Source organism: Lentisphaera profundi, from assembly GCF_028728065.1.
Taxonomy (GTDB): domain Bacteria; phylum Verrucomicrobiota; class Lentisphaeria; order Lentisphaerales; family Lentisphaeraceae; genus Lentisphaera; species Lentisphaera profundi.
The window spans coordinates 158,195-177,135 of sequence record NZ_CP117812.1 but is presented as its reverse complement, the minus strand read 5'-3'; the positions used below and the strand labels follow the sequence as shown (position 1 = coordinate 177,135).

The 18,941-nt window shown below is 41.1% G+C and carries 15 protein-coding genes; 12 read left to right on the top strand and 3 right to left on the bottom strand.

Annotated features, from left to right (window positions below; translation table 11 throughout):
- Positions 1–10: 10 nt before the first annotated feature.
- From PQO03_RS12220 to PQO03_RS12165, 12 genes are all read left to right on the top strand, one after another.
- Positions 11–1,825, top strand: coding sequence for a HEAT repeat domain-containing protein (locus PQO03_RS12220; protein WP_274153474.1), 1,815 nt, complete (start codon positions 11–13; stop codon positions 1,823–1,825).
- Positions 1,826–2,001: 176 nt separating this feature from the next.
- Positions 2,002–3,657 (top strand): phospholipid carrier-dependent glycosyltransferase, encoded by a 1,656-nt coding sequence (locus PQO03_RS12215; RefSeq protein ID WP_274153473.1) that lies wholly within the window; start codon positions 2,002–2,004, stop codon positions 3,655–3,657.
- The gene (locus tag PQO03_RS12210) at positions 3,654–8,483 is read left to right on the top strand and encodes a DUF6797 domain-containing protein (protein WP_274153472.1); all 4,830 of its coding nucleotides are present in this window, start codon (positions 3,654–3,656) and stop codon (positions 8,481–8,483) included. Before PQO03_RS12215 ends, PQO03_RS12210 begins: the two co-directional genes overlap by 4 nt.
- Positions 8,480–9,211: a polyprenol monophosphomannose synthase gene (locus tag PQO03_RS12205; protein WP_274153471.1), complete on the top strand. Its 732-nt coding sequence runs from the start codon at positions 8,480–8,482 to the stop codon at positions 9,209–9,211. Before PQO03_RS12210 ends, PQO03_RS12205 begins: the two co-directional genes overlap by 4 nt.
- A gap of 77 nt (positions 9,212–9,288) precedes the next feature.
- Positions 9,289–10,719, top strand: coding sequence for a sulfatase-like hydrolase/transferase (locus PQO03_RS12200; protein WP_274153470.1), 1,431 nt, complete (start codon positions 9,289–9,291; stop codon positions 10,717–10,719).
- Positions 10,720–11,147: 428 nt separating this feature from the next.
- Positions 11,148–11,852, top strand: a complete 705-nt coding sequence (locus tag PQO03_RS12195) for a prepilin-type N-terminal cleavage/methylation domain-containing protein (protein ID WP_274153469.1) — start codon at positions 11,148–11,150, stop codon at positions 11,850–11,852.
- A 71-nt stretch (positions 11,853–11,923) separates the two neighbouring features.
- On the top strand, positions 11,924–12,433 hold the full coding sequence (locus tag PQO03_RS12190; RefSeq protein ID WP_274153468.1) for a hypothetical protein: 510 nt from the start codon (positions 11,924–11,926) through the stop codon (positions 12,431–12,433).
- Complete coding sequence (locus PQO03_RS12185; RefSeq protein ID WP_274153467.1) at positions 12,434–14,590, top strand: DUF7133 domain-containing protein; 2,157 nt, start codon at positions 12,434–12,436, stop codon at positions 14,588–14,590.
- Between the two features lie 124 nt (positions 14,591–14,714).
- A complete protein-coding gene (locus PQO03_RS12180; RefSeq protein ID WP_274153466.1) occupies positions 14,715–14,876 on the top strand; it encodes a hypothetical protein in 162 nt (53 codons plus the stop codon).
- A gap of 380 nt (positions 14,877–15,256) precedes the next feature.
- Positions 15,257–15,952 carry a type II secretion system protein gene (locus tag PQO03_RS12175; protein ID WP_274153465.1) on the top strand — a complete coding sequence of 232 codons (696 nt, stop codon included), beginning with the start codon at positions 15,257–15,259 and terminating at the stop codon, positions 15,950–15,952.
- Positions 15,942–16,616, top strand: a complete 675-nt coding sequence (locus PQO03_RS12170; RefSeq protein WP_274153464.1) for a type II secretion system protein — start codon at positions 15,942–15,944, stop codon at positions 16,614–16,616. The genes PQO03_RS12175 and PQO03_RS12170 overlap by 11 nt, the downstream gene beginning before the upstream one ends.
- A 167-nt stretch (positions 16,617–16,783) precedes the next feature.
- A complete protein-coding gene (locus tag PQO03_RS12165; protein ID WP_274153463.1) occupies positions 16,784–17,728 on the top strand; it encodes a beta-propeller domain-containing protein in 945 nt (314 codons plus the stop codon).
- 156 nt (positions 17,729–17,884) lie between these two features.
- Here the strand turns inward: PQO03_RS12165 and PQO03_RS12160 are convergent, their stop codons facing one another.
- From PQO03_RS12160 to PQO03_RS12150, 3 genes are all read right to left on the bottom strand, one after another.
- The gene (locus PQO03_RS12160; protein WP_274153462.1) at positions 17,885–18,079 is read right to left on the bottom strand and encodes a hypothetical protein; all 195 of its coding nucleotides are present in this window, start codon (positions 18,077–18,079) and stop codon (positions 17,885–17,887) included.
- Between the two features lie 7 nt (positions 18,080–18,086).
- Positions 18,087–18,329: a hypothetical protein gene (locus PQO03_RS12155; protein WP_274153461.1), complete on the bottom strand. Its 243-nt coding sequence runs from the start codon at positions 18,327–18,329 to the stop codon at positions 18,087–18,089.
- A gap of 169 nt (positions 18,330–18,498) precedes the next feature.
- A complete protein-coding gene (locus tag PQO03_RS12150; protein WP_274153460.1) occupies positions 18,499–18,885 on the bottom strand; it encodes a hypothetical protein in 387 nt (128 codons plus the stop codon).
- Between the last annotated feature and the right edge of the window lie 56 nt (positions 18,886–18,941).

Below are 18,941 nucleotides of genomic sequence, written 5' to 3'. Positions count from 1 at the left end.
GTATAAGCAGATGAAAAAACTTTTATTTATTAGCTTGTTTATAACAAGTACACTTACGATCGCTCAGTCGAGTCAAGAACTGTATCAAGACCTCAGCAAAAACATGTACGATGTCAAAGCTCAAACAAGCTTTAATATGCGTTCTTATAATTTCGATAAGTTAAACGCTGCTGAGCAAGCAGCACATTATCAGGCTATAGCTCTTGGCCTCGATGCTAAAAACTCTACTCAGTTAAGAAATTATATGCTGACAGCACTGCAGATTTGCGGCCAGCAAAAAAATATTCCGCAGCTTGCTGCTTTGTTAAAGGATAAAGAAGTTGTTGGCAAGGCCTCCACTGCTTTAGCGACTCTTTCTGATTTGAGCGCTGACAATCATAAACAAGTTTCTGCTGTTGCGATTGCCGCACTTCCCAAAGCTACTGCAGAAACCGTTGTTCATCTCATTAAACTTTGTTCCAATCTCAAAATTCAGGATCAAAAAACTTTAGCGCTGATCATGAAGCTTTCAGCGAACCCCAAAACACAGCAAAGTAGTTTTGAAGCTTTAGCGAACTGTGGTCATGAAGCCAGTGCAGGGAAACTGCTTGGCAGTATTGCTGAGAAGGGGTATTTGCGTTCACGTAACCTCAAGTTAACTTTGCTTCTCGCGCAAAATATCTCAGCTTCTAAAGGGGTTATTTTAACAAAGAAAGTCATGCAAATAATCAAACCAGACGAAGTCGCTTTTTATCTTCAGGCACAGAGCGTGCTCTTGGACCTTGGTCAAAAGCAAGAAAGCGTACTGCTCTCTGATCTCAATAAGCCCAGTATCCGTCGTGCTTATGGCGCCGCTAACCTGCTCTTAGTCAGTCAAGATCAAAGTCTTCAAAAAGACGCTTTACTGAAGCGCTTCCAAGATTCTCCGAACGCCGCTTTATTGTACCTCATCTATAAGCGCTATCCGACGAGTACGGAACTCAGTCCTCTTATTGCTCAGTCACTTAACTCTCAAGACAGCTTTCTCCAGAAGCAAGCTTTAGCCCTTGTCTCAAAGTTACCTGCTGAACAAATGATACGTCCGCTCTTGAACAGATTATTTGCCTCTCCAAAAAATAAAACCTTGATCTCGACCATTGTAAGCTTAAATATCTCCATATCAAAAAACTTACACGATGCCTGGAAGCTGGCCCCAAGTGATGCCAGTAAGGTCGACTTAATCACTATTTTTAGTGAGCGCCGCGATACCGCAAGTGCAGTCTTCTTTTTTGACGCTATTGCATCGAAAGATAAAAAACTCCGTATTAGTGCTATTAAAGAATTAAAAAACGTTGTCCAGGATGATACAAATCAAATTCTCGACCTCATTAAAACAGCCTCTAGAAGCGAGCAACGTTATTTGATCAATGCCTTGGCGACTGATCTAAAACTCGATGATAATAATATTGCCCTTGTGCAAAAAAGACTCGCTCTCAAGCAGAGTGAGGCCTCACTCATTACGGCTTTAGGTCAATGCGATAATAGCAAAACTCTAGCACTCTTAGCTCCCTATCTAAAAAACGAGAATATTGATTTACGTAGTGCTTGCGTCAAATCATTGGGCTCCATGACAAGCCTTGATGCCGGAAAACTACTGCTGCAAGCCTGCCAAGATAAAGACTCGAAAATTGCGATCCTCGCAACGCGTGCTGCACTTACGCTAGTCGTAAACTCTACTGCGAACAATGAGCTTAAAATTGATTTCTTGCAGCAATTGAAGCTGAAGGCTCCTGCTACTGAAACTCAGAAAGTGGATGACTTGCTCAAAAAACTAAGTACTCCGAGCAAGAAAAAGAAACGTAGATAAACTTCATCTCCTACGGGCAATAAGCTTTTTTGCCCGTACGACAGCAGCTTGAGTAGGGTCAGGGACAAACTCCCTATATATTAAAACAATGTATGCCGCTGGCGGGCGGAATGCCTCCGCGATCTTACTAGCTTCGCTAATAATAAATTTTAATCATATAGCCCACGCTTCCCACTATGTATTTTAAAATCATCTTCATTGCCATCTTCTGCTTAGCTATTTTTAGCCGAGTTCATAATATAGATGTTCGCCCAATGCATGGTGATGAAGCGAATCAGGCTTACCGCTTTCAATTACTCCACGAAAAATCTATTCCGATTTATGATGCACGGGATTACCATGGCCCCACGCTCTATTACGCGATGCGTCCCCTCGCATGGCTTTCGGGAAAAGATTACCGCGAGCTCGACAAATCTGATTACCGCCTACTCACCACAATCTTCTCCTTGTTAAGTATTTTACTCTGCCTCGCATTTAAAGATGCCCTCGGATCTATCCCCACTTTGGCCCTCGCCTTTTTCATGGCGATCTCACCCGCCAATGTATTTTATAGCACGTATTTTATCCAAGAGAGCTTACTCATTTGCTTCACCCTCGCTTTTTTCGCTTGCGCTTGGCATTTCAGACAAAGCCTCATCCAAAAAAATCAAAAGAATTCACGGCTTTATACCATTGGCATCGGCTTAGCCATTGGTCTCATGATTGCCACTAAAGAAACTTCCGTTTTTGTTTTCATGGCTTTTGGCATCGCCTTATTCTTCTTCCAATTTAAAAGCAAAATCCCCCTGAAAAAAATCAAGGAACAACAGAGAAACCTGATTTACGCCGCTCTTGCAATGATCTTTGTTTATACACTTTTTTACTCTTCTTTTGGCTCAAATCCCAAAGGAGTCATCGAGCCATTCAAGGCGATAAGCACTCATATCCAGCGCGGTCTTGGCTCAAGTGATTTACCCAAAAACACCACCGCAGGTGCTGCCCATACAAAACCATTTAACTACTACGCATACTTACTCATTGGTTCGTGGACTAAGTCTTTTAATGAATTAGCTGAAACTGATATTAATCAGCGCAGCCGTTCACCGCAAAAGATCATTAAGTCAATCTGGCGTAATCAGCCGAGTCGCCCCATAAACGAGCTATTTCTTTGCGCACTCGCACTTTTAGGCAGCCTTTTTATTCTTCTCAAAAAAGAAGATTCCCCACTCTCCTTATTCTGTCTTATTTATACTCTTTCAATCTTCTTGATTTATAGCCTCATCCCCTATAAAACCCCTTGGTGTGTGCTTTCCATTTTATTGGGTTTATACTTCCTTGCCGCCTATGCCATAAAAGTTTTGCTCGTCAAATTTAGCTCTGTAAAATCCCAAGTCATCATATTTTCGCTCCTTGCTTTGTGTTCGATTGATCTCATCAGGCAAAATATTTTATTAAGTGATCTCATATCCACAAAAAACCCCTATGCTTATGCCCACCCTGTTTTTAATATCGAAGACCTCAATCAACAAGTCGATGACATTGCCTTTTCTTCCGATTTAAATTATAATTTACCTATACATTTTATCACTCATGATTACTGGCCCCTGCCTTGGTACTTAAGAAAATATAATAAGGTAGCTTACTGGGATCATTCACGACCATCTACTCAACTAAGCGAGCTGCCCATTATCATTTATTCCACTGAGAACCAAGCCTTAAGCGATGAGCTAGCTTCTACTCATACGTCTAGCCTCTATGGACTCAGAACGGCCACTCACCTCAATTTAGCTTGCCGAAATGACCTGTGGCAGCAATTACTCAAACAACGTGAAAATCTCGGACCTCATCTATGAAATCTCATCACTCTAACCCATGCGACTCCTACGTAAAAAAAGGCTTCTTTTCCTTTACTATTCTCGCCCTATTACTTTTACTTGGGGGCTCACTTTTTGCGCTCGACAATAAACACCTCGAAATGAATTATGGGCCCCTTATTTCAAGTTCCATTGACGCCCCTTACCCTGAGGGCAATGTCACTAAAAAGGGACTTGTTATACGTTTGGATAATAAGATTTTTCCCGCCACCGGCACCCCCGTCGGTAAGGGCCGTGCGATTCGTGCCTCACGTAAATTAACGAACCCCGATTTACCGCCACTCTATAAATACCAACGCGAACGTTCTGTGGGTTATTTAATCACTGTGCCCAAAGGTGAGTACGCGATCACTTTACATTTTGCCGAAATTAAGCGCAAAGCCTCTGGTGAGCGCGTTTTTGATATTAAGCTACAGGATCAAGTCATGGAAACAGACTTCGATGTATTGGCTCGTGCAGGCTTTGAAATACCCTTGGATTTAGTTTATAAAAATATTGCTTGCCCCGATGGCCACATCAAACTCGACTTCGTCCAAAAATCGACGCGCTCTACCCCCGCAATTGCCGGCATTAGTATTGTCGGCAAAGACTTTACTAAAAAAATCAATTGTGGAGGCAAAAAATTTGATGATTTCGAAGCTGACTGGAGCACCAAAGAATACCTCGAGGACCCCTACACTTCTGGCATGCTTTTTGATACCGAATTATTGCGTTATTCCGCCGCTTGGTCCTATGGTCTGATGAAATTTCGCGGAACGGTCTATGATGGTTCTCATGGTAGCTATCCCGAAATTTCCGGTGATCAAGCTTTCGGGACTTCGGTCATTCCTGGATGGATTCCCGCAAATCAAAAACTTGCCTTTGACCCACGAGATCAAGCTAGTGGCCCTCTGCCCCAAGCATGGGCTCGTTTTAAAGGCTTCTATGCCTTCGGTCAGCAAACTCTACTTACTTATGATTTAAATGGCAGTGCCGTTTTTGACCTGCCTTCCACTGAAAAAATATCTGACTTGAGCCAAACCTTTGTTCGCGATATGCAAGTCACTGCCTTAAAGCAGCCTTACCGCCAAGTCTTATTAGAGAGTATTTTACCGGCTCAAATCAAGGGTTCAATTGCCACCATCACCGCAGATGATCAAACTTTGCTCGTCGGTATCAAAGCTTCAAGTACAGTCAAACTCAGCAGCGTCAAACTCGATTCCGGTCGCTATGCCCTACTTGTCTCGCTCCCTGCTCACACCGCGCTCAACTATAAAATCATGTTCTCGCTTTCTAGTGAGCATGAGCCATTCAAAACACAGCTCGAGAAATCTATTCTCAAGCAAGCTAGCGACTTTGAAAAAATGACTCTCGGTGGAGAAAAACGCTGGGATCAGAGCATTAGTACTCAAGGGCTGATCAATAAAGATAGCACGCAAACTTTTGCGGTAGACGAAATTACCTTGCCCGTAGAGAACCCTTGGCAATCTTGGATGCGCCCCGCCGCTTTCGATTTCTTTGACGATGGCAAAAGCCTCGCCCTATCTACTTGGAGTGGTGATATCTGGATTGCCAAAAACCTCAACGAAAAACTGGATAATATTATTTGGACTCGTTATGCCACGGGACTCTTCCATCCCCTCGGTATTAAAGTCATTGATGGCCTCGTTTACGTCCAAGGACGAGATCAAATCACGCGCCTCCATGATATCAACAAGGATGGTGAAGCAGATTTCTACGAATGCTTCAATAACGATGTCAAAATCTCGACCAACTTCCACGAATTTAGTTTTGAACTGCATCAAGATCCACAAAAAAATCTTTACTTCGTCAAAGGCGCTCCCGTAAAAGCAGGTGGTGAAGGTTTTGATACTTTAACAAAACATCATGGCTCGCTCATGCGAGTCTCGCCTGACGGCAAAAAATTAGATGTCATTGCTACCGGTTTTCGTGCTCCAAATGGCATGGGTATGAGCTCCAGTGGACAAATTACCGTTTCTGATAACGAAGGGAACTGGGTTCCTGCGACTCCCATTAACTGGATAAGTGAAGGCGGATTTTATGGCGTCATCCCCACTGCACAAGCAAAGATCTCTCCCAAAAAACGCGATCAAGTTATCTGCTATATTCCCCATAGTGTCGATAACTCAGCGGGTGGCCAAGCCTGGATTCCCAAAGGCAGCTGGGGTCCTTATGGAGGTGAATTGATTCATCTTTCCTATGGCAAAGCCAAAGTCTTTCACGTACTCAAAGAAGAAGTCAATGGCAAAATCCAAGGCGGCGTGGTCGCTTTTGATCCCGCGGGTGGTTTCGATGCCGGCATCATGCGCGCTCGTTTTAATAAGCACGATCAAGCACTCTACGTATGTGGCCTCAAGGGTTGGCAAACTAATGGCGTTAAAGACGGCGGTTTGTATCGTATGCGCTATACGCAAAAAGCTCTTTGTCGTCCCATTGCTTTAGCTGCGGGAAAAAATGGTTTACGTCTCACGTTTTCTCAAGCACTCGACGAAGTTTCCGCACTCGATTCAGGGAATTACGCCATTGAACAATGGGTTTACCAAGTCTCAGAAAAATATGGTTCCAAGCACTACCGTGTGCCCAATAAAAAGCCTTGGAATTTTGAATCTTCATGGCTTCCACTAGATGAAGACCTCCTCACTCAATTCAATCAGCAAGAATTCACAAGTGAAGATAAGAGAAAAGCCGCACTCGAAACTCTTCTCGAGCAAGCTCAAGGTCAGGATCAAGTCAAAATTAAATCCATTTCAATCTCAGACGACAAGAAATCGGTCTTCCTCGAGATCCCCGCTATTGCACCCGTGATGCAAATGAAAATTGCCTTTAAGCTAAACGATAGCCAAGGCCAAGAAGTCAAGCATGAGATCTACAATACTATCCACCAGCTTGGCACTTGGAGTGGAACTCCTGGCAAAGCGCAAAAGACTCAACAACTGCTAGACGAACAAGCAGGTATTCTCGTCAAATTTAAGCACCTCGGACAAAAAACTACTGATCTCCGCATTCAGCGACTGCTAGCCCTCTATGTCAAAGAAAAAAGCGATATCACTCCCTTCCTTGATCACGGCCCGTTCGAAGCTCATTTCGATGGCTATATAAAAGTGGATCAAAATAAATCCGTGGAATTCAAACTCGTCGGCAAAGGCGAAGTGAAACTCAGCATCAATGGCATTACTCTTGCTGATTATCTGCCCATTGATCCAAATAAGTCTTATCCTGCCACTTTAAATAAAGGCTTAAATAAAGTTCTTTTACAATATAAATCTCCCTCTGAAGGTGATTCTCAGCTACGCCTGCTCTGGAAATCTGATGACTGGCCTCTTGAGCCGATTCCTCCTAGCTCACTTGTTTATGAAGCTGCCAAAAACACGGCTTTAAAAACCGCTCAGCAGCTTCGTACCGGACGTCAAATCTTTGCTGAAAACAACTGTATTCAGTGCCATAGTTCCACCACCATTAATAGCTTAAAAATGACTCGACTAAAACTTGCCCCTCCTCAGTTTGAAAGCTCAATTTCACATCTCAAAGCCGACTGGATGCGTTTATGGATTAGTAATCCCCACAAACTCAAGCCCTCGAGCACCATGCCTCATCTACTTTCTCAACTAAGCGAAAGCGAAGCGACGCAAACGGCTGCGGATATAGCGGCTTATTTGAGTCCTAAACCAAGTCCCACGGTGACTTCAGCGCCAAGCTATCAAACAAGTAGTGATCATGGACAGGAGCTTTTTGCTGATCTCGGCTGTGCTTCCTGCCATGACTTCAAGCAAGAGGTCGAAGCCAATCAAATCTCATTATTTTATGTTGATCAAAAGTTTGCTCCGAATTCACTGCGTGATTACCTAATCGAACCAGGTAAATATAAGCCTGCGGGAACGATGCCTGACTTTAATCTCAGCTCAGAAGAAGCCACTTCGCTTGCAAGCTATTTACGTAGTCAGGCTTCACACAAGGTGATCCCACAAATCCAGGGTGATGCTGCCAAGGGTAAACTCGCCTATGAAAAGTTCGCTTGTAGTAAATGCCATAATAACGCGGCTGATCACTCAGGAACAACTCTTTTCTCCACAGAGTTGGATTTTGAAAAAGCTCACCCGAATCAACAGTTCGCACTCAGTACTAGTGAAACTCAAGCTCTTCATAATTTCCTCGCCAGTGATGGTCGTTCACTCAATCGTCACTCATCAATCGAATTTGCCCAAGATCAAGTCCAGCAATTAAATTGCCTCCATTGTCATGGTCGTGATGATTCCCCGAGTCAGTGGAAATCTCCTCACCTCGATCCCAAAGATTTGCCACCACATATTTCTTTCATTGGTGAAAAACTCAAGCCTTCGCATTTAAAAGATATCTTCAAAGGTGAAAGCACGAAAATGCGTCCTTGGATGAAAGCCCGCATGCCCGCTTTTAAATCTCGCGCCGATGCACTTGCCGAGGGCCTTGCTCATGAGCATGGCTTCTCAGACCTAGAGCCCCAAACTGAAATTCCCGAATCAAAATTCGGACTCAAACTTCTGGGTATGAATGGCGGCTTTTCCTGTATCGTTTGTCACGATGTCGGTTCCACCAAGGCTATTGCTCCCTTCGGTGCCCCAGGTGTCGATCTCAAATACTCGGCTCAACGCTTGCGCTATAATTATTACCTGCGCTGGATGCTCAATCCTCAGCGCTTGGTGAAATCTACTCCCATGACGCGTTTTAGTAATGATAACAAGACCACCTTTTTGAAAGACATTCACTCAGGCGATGCTAAAAAGCAATTCGATGATATCTGGAATTATTTACAGGGGCTAACAGAAAAATGATTTCCATTATCCTACCCACTTATAAAGAGGCCGAAAACCTAAGGGTTTTACTGCCTCAGATTCATCAAGTTCTCCAATCCGAGCGCCATGAAATCATCGTGGTCGATGATAACTCAAAAGATGGTAGCGAAGAACTCTGTAAGCAGCTCGCTCGTGAGCTGCCACTACGCTTTATCAAACGTCGTACTGAACGTGGCTTGGCCACTGCGGTCCTCGCAGGTTTTGATCAGGCCAAAGGTGACTACTTATTTTGTATGGATGCCGACTTATCCCATCCTCCCGAAGTCTTACTTAAACTTCATCATGAACTCAAAAAAGGCGTACAATTTGCTTTGGCTTCCCGTTATATTTCAGGTGCTTCCATTCAAGAGGGCTGGGGATTCTTACGGCACATCAATTCACTTCTTCCCACTTACTTAACAAAGTCACTCACAAGTATCAAAGATCCCATGTCCGGATTTTTCGGCCTGCCTCGCGAAACTTACCTCAAGCAACGCTCTAGCTATAAGCCACTCGGTTATAAAATTGCTCTCGAACTCATTGTGAAACTGCAAATCAAAGTCATTGAAATCCCCTTTACTTTCCAACATCGCTTTAAAGGTTCTAGCAAATTGAACATGAAACAACGCCTCCTCTTTTTAATTCATTTGAGTCAACTCTATCGCCATCACCTGAACTTAAAACCCAGTAATAAGTTACACTTTTCTAAAGCCCATCCACATAAATAATTTGCACTAGAGTTAATGAGCTCATGGCCTTCGAGTCATGCAAAAAATATAATAAACTATACTCAGGACGAATACCCATGATTCGACATTTCTTTTTAACGACACCCTTATTTTTGATGATCTACTTATGCGGATTTTCTTACATTGCAAAAGCGGCCAGCCAATCTGATAAGCCCAATATTATTCTTGTCATGTCTGATGATCAAGGATGGGGTGATACCGCGTATAATGGTCACCCATTTGTACTAACGCCAGAACTTGATGCCATGGCTAAAAACTCTTTCGTACTTGATCTCTTTTATGCTGGTGCACCTGTGTGCTCTCCAACTCGCGCCAGTGTGATGACCGGTCGAACTCCGATACGAACAAAAGTCACCAATCATGGACGCTACATGCGCCCTCAGGAAATAACGATTGCCCATACTTTGAAAAAAGCTGGTTATATCAATGGCATCTTTGGTAAGGTTCACATGGGCTCTGGACAAGTCAATTCACCCTGCAATCCTTCTGGCATGGGCTTTGATGAATGGATTATTGGTCTCAACTTTTTTGATAATAATCCCTACTTAAGTCACAAGGGAATTATCAAACAACGCAAGGGCAAAGGCTCCGTTATCATTATGGATGATGCCATTTCCTTCCTAAACAAAAATAAAGATAAGGGTCAGCCTCTATTCACGGTCATCTGGTTTCCATCTCCTCACGATCCGCACGTCGAGCTACCTGAAGGGCCCAGCCTCTACGATAATCAACATAAAAAACATCGCGGTTATTATAGAGAAATCACTTTAGTCGATCAACAGCTAGGTCGTCTACGCACTGAACTCAAAAATATGGGCATTGCCAAAAATACTATCCTTTGGTACTGCAGTGATAATGGAGGACTCAATGAAAAAACTTCTGGTGGGCGTAAGAAGAAAGGCAGTATTTACGAAGGTGGCTTACGCGTGCCGAGCATTATTGAATGGCCTGCACATAAAATCAAGGGCCGCTCATCAGTAGCGATGTCAACTTGTGATATGTATCCAACTCTATTGGCTATGGCGGGAATAGAATTAAGTCCCCTACATCCATTAGATGGAATTGATGTCAGCGGTATTATTATGGGCACAGAAGACGAACGTAAAAAGCCCATAGGTTTTTGGCATAACTTTCAGTCGGGTCAAGGCACCTGGAGCGACAAGATTCTAAAAGCGATCATGAAAAAACAAAAAGCCCATAGCCCACTCCCACACGATGCTTTGCGAATCAATAAAGATGTCTATGACTTCCCACAATTCCCTGAAGACTCCGTAACAGGTCACGCCGCGTGGAACGACTGGCCATGGAAACTCCATCGCATTAATGGCACGAAATTTGAACTCTATAATTTACAAGATGATCCCATGGAGACTAGAGATTTATCTCGAAATGATCAACATAAGCAGCGCCTTGCAAGTATGAAAAAAGAGCTAGACTTGTGGATGCGTTCCGTCATCAGAAGCCTCAATGGCAAGGATTATAAATAAGGTCATCTGTCCGGCAAGATAAATTCCTCCTACGCTGTGTAAGGAATCATTTCCTTTATCTAATTTGAATGCTTTATTCGTAGTGAACCTGTTAGGTGATTTTGGCGTGGTAACTTAAATTACTATAAACCAACAGGCTTACTCATTTTTAGATTCAGATCACGGATTCAGCACCTTACTCAATCACGTTTTTCAATAAAAAAGTTCATTTATTTACATATATGCTGTCTAGTTTCATACTTCCTCATAGTCTAGTTCATGTATACCTAGTAATTATTTGAACTTATAATGACGGATTGTACGATGAAATATCTTAATTTTGTACTCAAATTCACTAAAATAGAAGCTTTGAATTTCACCTGCTCGAATCAACAAAATATTCACATCTGTAGTACCCCTCCTTATAAATCACGAATGGAGGGTATTTGATGAAATCACTAGATTCACGCATTATGACTCCAAGGTTTTCTCAGTGTTTTAGCTTAATTGAGCTCCTCGTTGTACTTTCGATCATTAGCATACTTTCTTCATTGCTTTTACCTAGCTTAGGTAAATCTAGGAAGTCTGCTCAAGCGGCGGTATGTATTTCTAATTTGAAAAACTTATCTCTTGCGATGAATATGTACATCAATGATAATGATGGTTACCTTCTTACTTCGAGGCGACTTACATCAAATCAACATTTGTGGTGGAAAGCGCAAATGTTGATGCAACTGAGACCCAATGAACGGGTCGAAGCCTTTGATAATGGGTCAAATTTTATTTCCGATGCTGTAACACAAGATGAATTTAAATGCCCATTGGTAGACAATGGAGTCACAGACTTATATGCTGGAGGCTATGGCTATAATACATTATTAGGTTCGTCATCAGACGATCAACTCAGTATTAACGATTTAACAAATCCTTCACAAACTTATGCTATGGGTGATGGATCTGATGAGCAAAGCTTGCCCTCTTGGAAATTGGGTTTGCTCCGGCGCGCCTCTCTAGGGGTCACGGAAGTGGGCAATCGGCATAAAAATGGCATCAATATTGTGCACGCAGATGGCAGTGTTATTTATAAAAAGCAAGTCAGTGTCTTAAGTGGAGCAAATGGCGATGTAAATTGGTACTATAAGGTTGATAAGTAAAAATCCCTGATTAGATTAAATATACTAATATAGATATAGTATATTTTTAACTACTGCATGCCGAGTTTTTTATGAAATTTCTCCTTCTTCTTTTATTGTCAAATAGCATTTTTTCAAATGAGAGTGTGTTTCGTTGCAATTTAGATAATCATCCCCGAGTTCTTGTGTTTCAATCAAATGATCGTGCTTGTGCATACGATACAAATACAGGGCAATTCTGGAAAGCCTGGAAAGCACCTACAAATAAAATCATTAACTTCACGGGAGCCGTTTACGATGGACGACATGGGCCACAGCCAAATACAATTGGGGTGAAATTACTTGAAAATAGCCAAGGTCTTCACTGGCGTGTGAAACAAAAAAGAGCTCGCTATTACTCTTATTCACCAATTAGAAAAACAATCACTTTAAGAATCTATAGGCAAGATAAGACTTATATTGCGATAATAGAACAGCCGATTTTTACAGCTGATACAATTTATCGTTCTGTGACTATTGAGGGTTTGAAAAATAATGAAATCCTCACTCTTGGAGATCAAGAATTCACTGAAAATTCTACGTATAAACTGGAGGATAAATAAATGAAATACTTCTTTATCTATCTCCTCTTTTCTTTGAATATTATTGCAAATAGCATCCTAAATGCTGAACAAGCAGTCATCATAAGCGACTCACAAGCTCATGTTACAGAAGCCAAGGCCATTGAATACTGGAGTACTAAGGATTCTTGGATTTTTTATAAAATAAAAATAGTGAATCCCGGCATACTCAACTGTGTAATAGAATATGCCACTCAACATCAACACGGTGCTATTGTAGAACTTTCTTTAGCAAATCAAAAGATTAAATATGAGATTAAAAATACCAAGGGCTGGCAGACTTATATCCAAGAAAATATAGGTTCGATCAATATCCCGAAAGCAGGTGAGTATACGCTCACTATAAAGCCGCTCACAATTCCTAGGGGCTGTGTAATGAATTATAAAGCGCTCCATTTTACGGGCACTGCTTCTAAGAACATAAAAATCATGAATCGTCCTTTTACCGGTAGTATGTTTGACTATAAGAATCGTTCCAATGAATATGCACGACAAGCGGGTTTTGGCGATAAATTGAAATCGATGAACCCCTCAATATCCTATAGCGACATAAGCCCCGATTTAAAACAATTTAGAGTATCGGGATTAGATTTTTTTAGCGATGGACGCTTGGCCATATCATCTTGGGATTCCGCAGGAAGAGTCTATATTTTAGAAAATCCAAATGCCCCTAAAGAGGAACATAAATACACTGTGTTTGCAGAAGGATTACAAGAGGTGCTTGGGCTAAAAATCGTCGATGATAAAGTTTATGTTGTGCAAAAGAGTGAATTAACTTTACTCGAGGATCAAGATAATGATGGCTGTGCAGATGAATATATCTGTATTTCTAATAAATGGCCAGTTAGCTCCAATTTTCATGAGTTTTCCTTTGGACCTCTTTTTAAAGACGGTAAGTTTTATATTTCATTAGCAATAGCAGTCAACCCTGGAGGAGCCACAACGAACCCTCAGATGAAAGACCGTGGGACAATTATTGAAATTGATCCAATAACAGGGGATTATAAAGTGGTGACCGCGGGTTTACGTACTCCCAATGGATTAATGATGAATACAGAAGGTGAAATGTTTGTTGCAGATAACCAAGGTGATTATTTGCCCGCCTCAAAAATCATGCATATAAAGCAGGGAGCTTTTTATAATCATACTTATAAGCCGGCTCACCCTTATACAAAAAAAACTGTCACACAGCCTGCGATTTGGCTCCAACAGGGAGAAATTGGCAACTCACCAACTCAAGGAGTATTTGTTCCTCATGGTCTTTATAAAGGGCATTTACTCATTGGGGATATCCATCATGGCGGCTTGAAACGCGTTGTTTTTGAAAAGGTAAACGATCAATACCAAGGCAGTCTTTTTCGATTTACGCAAGGCCTAAGAGCCGGGGTAAATCGCATGGCTTTCGATTCAAATAATACGCTCTACCTTGGTGGGGCAGGCGTCAGTGGCAATTGGAAAACAAATAATCAAAAGAATGATGGGCTCATGAAAGTTGAGCTTTATAAAACTAAACCTTTCGAAATGCTTAAAATAGAAGCCTACTCAGACGGCCTAACGATTCATTTTTCGAAAAGAATAAAACCTGAACTCGCATGGAATATTCAACATTATCAAGTGACTCAATGGGCTTATAAGCCCACTCATCAATATGGAGGACCTAAAATTGATCCTCAAAAGTTAAAAATAACCGCAGTTTCGATTTCACCTGATGGCAAAAAAGCTTCCCTGAAAATGAATGGAATGAAAGCAAACAAAGTCCTCTATCTTCGTTTAAGTAATAGTTTCCAAGCTAATACAGGCGAAAAATTATTTGTAGGAGATGCGTACTACACTCTAAACCAAATCCCCCATAACAAAAGTTTGAGGCTCAACAAAAAGCCTGTGAGTATTACTTTAGCGAAAATAACACAAGTTGAAGAGAAGTCCCATCCAGGTGAGGCACTCTATCGCACGATGTGTATGTCGTGTCATAGTCTTGATGGCAGTAAACTGGTTGGGCCTAGCTTCAAAAATATGCTGGGGCGTAAGCAGACAGTAATCGAAAATGGACAGGAAAAAGAAATCGTATTTAATCGTCATTATATTACTCAGTCGATCAACAATCCAAGCGCTCAAGTCTCTAAAGGCTATCAAGCCTAACTTTGCGGCTAATCTTAACAAGCTCCAATTAAAAAATCTGATTGATTATATTGAAGCTCGAAGTCACTAAATAGCTCTGAATACTGAAAATATTGATGTGTCTCTTACTACCAAGAAGGGGAAGTTGAGACGTAGAATATATGTTAAGAATTTAGAAAATGATTTAAAAATTCGCAATATTCATAGTGCTACAGAGCTTAAGAATGGCCATACCATCATTGCTGCTTACCATAGTGATAAACCATTATTTGAAGTGAGTAAGGATAAAAACCCTCTGGTCAGTTGATCGTGACAAAGAGAGTGGTGTCTACAAACCGACTCAAGTACAAGTCATCAATGAATATGAGTTAGCCTATCACAGTGTAAGACCTTAATTCGAGCTTTACAGAAAGTCAATTTTGTGTCTTTGTTATAGTGAATTTTTTAATCTTTAGAGGGTTTAATTCCCCGACCCTTGGCTCGATCTCAACTATGCCATCCTTATGAAGATACTTCGCTTCGCAATGCGAAGGATCGCCAAGGCGATAGGGCTTGCCCCGATGAGTGTCATGGTTATTTATTTATTTTAAATAAATTAATAAAACATCTGTCTAAAGTAAATAAATATCACAGTCTTTAGGATTATACAAGGATAAGATATCTGAAAATTAAGTATGGGATTGTCATATGAAACATAGTAGATTTAGTTTAATTGAGCTCATGGTAGTATTGGCAATTCTTGCTATTATAGCCTCTTTGTTTTTGCCAGGATTAGCTCGTTCAAGATACATCGCAAAAAGTACAGCCTGCCTAAGTCAGCAACGTCAACAAGTTGAAATTTTTATTACTTACGCGGTAGATAATAAGAAAAATCTCCCCAATCATTCACCCCAAATGGGGGGCAATATTTGGCAGGGTCCTGAGTCAATATACAATGACTGGGGTAATCCTACTGGCATAGGTATTTGCCGCGATGAAGGATACAACATACCCATCGATTTTGTGTTCTGCCCAGCAAATGACGATCCAGATTGGGGAAAGGACGGGCCAAAAGGTTGGGATTTCACCCAAAACAAGCAAAAAGGTCAGTGGTTAAGAACATCTTATTATTATCGTGCAACAATAGACAGAGATAAACCGGGCAACAATGGCAGAGTCTTAAAGTTGACTGACCCAGGGAGCACATCAGTAACTGCAGACCATTTTTCGAATAATCATCCCTGGACACATAATAAATATAAGCCGGGTTTTAATGTTGCGTATTTAGATGGTAGCGCAAGTCTTTTTCAAACTTCTGTAATTCATAGCCAAGTCACAACTAATGCTTTTCATGGTTATGACGAAATGGAAATATATGGGTGGATGACATTCGATGAAAAATAATAATTCATATAAATTTACGTTAATTGAACTATTAGTGGTATTTGCAATTATAGGTATTTTATCTTCCTTTCTTTTACCAAGCCTAGCTCAAGCACGTAAAAAGGCTCAGGGCAGTACTTGTATATCGAATCTAAGAAATTTTGGTACCGCAACATTACTCTATAGTGATGATAATGATGGCACACTCCCCTATTCAAAAAGACAAAATGGGGCACAACACCTATGGTGGCGTAATCAACTAGCTGCCTACTTGATACCAGATGATTATATCACGGAAACAGCCTTTAATTACCCCGACTCTTTTGCTGAAGGCGTCTTTGCTTGCCCACTTACTGACAATGGCATTAATGATTATAGTGGAGGTGGCTACGGCTGGAATCAAGATTATTTGGGAAATGCAATAGATCAAACAACGATAAATATTAATGAGGTCGAAAAACCTACAGAAACCTATGCTAGTGGTGACTCAGCTGACTCTCCACTCTCTAATTGGCGTAAATTTGTATTCAGCAAAGCTTCCAAGGGCCTAGAAGAGATTGGCGACAGGCATCAAGTCGGAGTTAATCATGTCAATGTTGATGGCAGTGCGAAAAGGACAAGCTCTTTACAAATAGTATCCGGCTTAAATGGAGATATCGACTATTATTTTCGTCCAAGGAAATAAAATATGAAATCTCTCTTAATCATTATCAATAAGCACAACTGCAAATATGATCTTAACAAGGTCAAGTTTAACTTTAAGGTTTTGCAGGTCAATAAAAGTTAGTAAAAAAACTAATTTTACTCTGTCTAGCTTTCTCACCACTAATGAATTATTACGGATAGAACTAAATGAGTATTAAATATAAAATAAAAACTCTTGCACTCTACATTTATATCAGCCTATTAATGAACTTGGGTGCCCAAGAACTCGATTTCCGAAAGGCTGATGGAACTCCATATGATGCAAGTCAAGTTCCGAACATGATTGTTACTGAACACCTTAAACAACAAGCGAAGTTAATTAAAAAGGGTCAAATTAGTAAGCGTTTTTCTTCTTATGGAAAATGTCAAGAAGCGTGGCAAACGCCTTCGTCCACTATCGTCTGTGGTAGCTTAGGGATTTGGAAATATGACCAGACTAACACTCGGGAGATTTATTTTGAACCACAATTGCGCACATTAGAAATTCATTCTTGTGAACCCCTAAGTAATGGTGATATGGTGGTCGCTGTCAATAAATATATTTTGGAACTATCGCCAAGTGGGAAAATTAAAAAAAGCATTAAACTTAATTTTTTGAGAGAGGAATCTCGACTTCAGATTAAGTCGATCAAAAAATTAGCTGATGGGGGCTATCTTATTTCATCCTGTGGACCAAATAAAATCTATCGACTCGATAAAAGAGGCGTCGTAAAAAGAATCATTGAATTAAACCTAATTAAAGCCACTGTGAAAACTGACCGAATTCACGATGTCGAACTTCTGAAAAATGGACGAATCATGGTTTCTACTGGCTATGGTGCTAGTCTAATTGAAGTCAATGAGAAGAATGAAATAAGCTGGTCTCTAAGACCGAAAGATCAACATGATCTAGGCTTAGTATATCTCGGTGGATTTATTGTAAGAGACAATGGTAATATTATTGCCACTGCCTATAAGAGCACATATCCAATGTTTGAAATCACTCGTGAAAAAACTCTTGTCTGGAAACTACCTCGTAATAAAGACACTGGTCTAGATAAACCCAGTAGTTTAAATCTTGTCACGGCTAATTCATATCCATCTATAGAGTGATAAAATCCTTTGACTAAGCCAGCTAAAGATCTATTTCGCAGTAAAAAATTTTGACCTCAGCGGGTCTATTCAATCAGCTTCTTGAGTAGGCTCATACTTTATTCACACACGAGGTTATTTAGCTCAATTTCCCACACTTAGAGTCATAAACCCCTGTTAATCAACAAAACTTATTTTTCCAGTACTACATTTTGCTGAAAATACCATATCCTTGAGCGGGTTTTTAATAGCTAGGTGGGAATAGATATCCATATGAACTAGCTCCGGAAGTGTGCTGATTTTTTTGAAGAAAGTAGATCCAGACTCATCCTGCCATTGCAGGGTGGAGCGTCGGTGACTCTGAAGGCTCATGCGTAGTTTATACCATTTCTGCCAATAAAAGGCGGTGCTCAATATTCGCTAATAAATGATAAGCAAGAATGGAGAGGAACAAGTGAGCCTTGGTGCGTTCAGCGCCTTGATGATAAACGGGACGAGTCCCTAGATCAGTTTTCATTGAGCAAAAGGCACTCTCGACCTGAGTGAGTGTCGTGTAAGTTCTCCAAATGAGTTCTTCATTGCCTTCTATTCCATCAAATTCGATGATGTAGCAGCCTGTCAAATGAGTTTCTGCCGGCTTAACCGTATAAGTGAGGCTTGAGTGATCTTCGGCTAGATGGAACGCAAAAAGTTTATTGAAGCCACTGTATGTTTTTTTTGATTCGTCCTAAACGCTCATGGATTGTCATTGATTCTTCACTCGCCCTGAGCTAATTGATTTAAGCAGTGCATTAAGTCTTTGCTTGCGCGCTTAATTTTTTGCTCACGCATAGCTTTTTCTTTCTCTTCACACGCTTCACTGCGGCAAAGAACTTGATTGCCGATTTTTTGAGGTGGATCGTCTGACCCTTGGCATCGCTAATCTGCTTAAAGCCATCCAGCTGAGTGAATTCATCTTTAAATTTGGGCGTTTTATTGGCTCGTTGAATGACGGTATAGGGAAAATGTAATTCTTTTATGAGAACGATATTCTCCTTGGTGGCGATGCCACGATCCATAGCTGAAATGGGTCGAAATGGCAATTCATCCTGCTTTTCTTCGAGCAGCCCGCAGCTGGAGAGAATCTCTTTTAAGGTACTCGGCTCACCTACATTACCCTCAAAAACCTCGCTTTTCACAGGGAAGCCGTGCTCATCAACGATAAGAACTAAACTTACGAGAGCATTTTGATTGC